The organism is Frankia tisae (assembly GCF_025403405.1).
GTDB classification, from domain to species: domain Bacteria; phylum Actinomycetota; class Actinomycetes; order Frankiales; family Frankiaceae; genus Frankia; species Frankia tisai.
This window is the reverse complement of the sequence record NZ_JANEZT010000686.1, coordinates 1-1,409: the sequence shown is the minus strand read 5'-3', so window position 1 is coordinate 1,409 and position 1,409 is coordinate 1. Positions and strand designations below refer to the sequence as shown.

At 74.4% G+C, this 1,409-nt stretch carries 2 protein-coding genes; both read right to left on the bottom strand.

Going from position 1 to position 1,409, the window contains the following annotated elements; genetic code table 11:
* Nucleotides 1-213 precede the first annotated feature (213 nt).
* The gene (locus tag NBZ85_RS31110) at nucleotides 214-633 is read right to left on the bottom strand and encodes an Asp23/Gls24 family envelope stress response protein (RefSeq protein ID WP_261559064.1); all 420 of its coding nucleotides are present in this window, start codon (nucleotides 631-633) and stop codon (nucleotides 214-216) included.
* Complete coding sequence (locus NBZ85_RS31105) at nucleotides 630-818, bottom strand: DUF2273 domain-containing protein (protein ID WP_261559062.1); 189 nt, start codon at nucleotides 816-818, stop codon at nucleotides 630-632. Before NBZ85_RS31105 ends, NBZ85_RS31110 begins: the two co-directional genes overlap by 4 nt.
* Nucleotides 819-1,409: the final 591 nt, after the last annotated feature.

The following is a 1,409-nucleotide window of genomic DNA, read 5'->3' as shown; positions in this document are numbered from 1 at the left end:
GAGTTGTGGCGCCGGGTGCCGGGCGGGAGCCAGACAGCCGGGAAGGAGACAGCGGGCGGGGGCACGGAGGCGGACGGCGAGCGCGGTGACGGCGTGGATCGGGTCTGGGTGAGGCATCGGCATGAGCTGGGGATCCGCCCGGACCTGCAGCACGGCTCCGCCCTGGTTCGGACTCGCCCTGGTTCGGACTCGCCCTGGTTCGGACTCGCCCTTCTAGTCCGGTTCGCCGCTGCCGAGGCTCAGAGAGGACACCTGGATGTCGAGATGGGTGACCCGCATACCGGCCAGCGCCGCGACCCGCTCCCGCACCTCGCCCCGCACCCGCTCGGCGGTCTCGCCGACGGGATTCGGGTACCGCACGGAGAACGTCATGGTCAGCCGCGCCGTGCTGCCCTCGATCCGGGCGTCCACCCGGGGTCGGCGGGCATTCCCGCGCCGCCGGGCACCGCCGCGCCGCCGGACCGCCCCGTGGCGCGCGAGCCGCCGTGGCGGCCCGGTGACCCCGGCCACCTCCGTGGCTGCCATCGCGGCGATCTTCTCCACGACCCGGTCGGCGACGCGGAGCGAACCCGTCCCGGCGGACCCCCCGCGCCGGGGGCCGGCGGAGTCGTCGGGCCGGGGCGGCCTCGTCACCTCCGGCTCCGGCGCCGGTCGGCGCCCACGTAGCGGGTGATGTCGAGATCGCCGTCGACCACCTTGCCGACGACCAGCCCGATCGCCCCGAAGACCACGACGATCAGGAACTCGCTGAACCCGCCGAAGGCGAGAGCGAGCCCGGCGATCAGGCCGGTGATCAGACCGAGTGCTGCTGCTCGCATGGTGACGTCCCTTCCGGTCCACGACCCGTCCAGTCGGGTGGTACGTCCGGCGTGCCCCTCGGACGGGCGAGGAAGGGGCCATTGGCGTGATCGTCACATGTGGTGAGGCATCGCCAGGGTTCCTGTAGAGGGTGTCGCGTCACCGGCTCCGAGAGCCACGCCGTGCTCTCGAAGCGTCTGCTCGGGGTATCCGCCGAACGCCGAGTCGACGGGCCCACCGCCTACCGAGGCCGGGCCATACCGCCACGCGGCCCGACCATCGCTGCCGCGCGGCGCCACGCCAGTTCCGGCCGCGGCCCACCATCCAGCCGGTCAGCTGCTCGGGCATGGTGCGCCGGCGGTAGGCCGTCGGCCGCGAGGCGGCACCGGTCGACGAGGCCGAGGCCGAGGCCGAAGCCGAAGCCGAAGCCGACGAGCGGCGCAGCGCCCGCAGTCCCTCAGCGAATGCGTAGGGATCTCCGCCGCGGTCGGGGTGATGCGCCCGAACGAACGCACGGACCTCCGCTCGACGCCGGGCCGCGTCGGCGCCAGCGCCGGGCCGGGCATCCGCACGGGCGGCGTCACCCGCATTTCGGGGGGTCACCGCTGCCA

Coding starts and splice junctions, on each gene's coding strand:
- NBZ85_RS31105 (WP_261559062.1), bottom strand. CDS start 818: ATGCGAGCAGCAGCACTCGGTCTGATCACCGGCCTGATCGCCGGGCTC.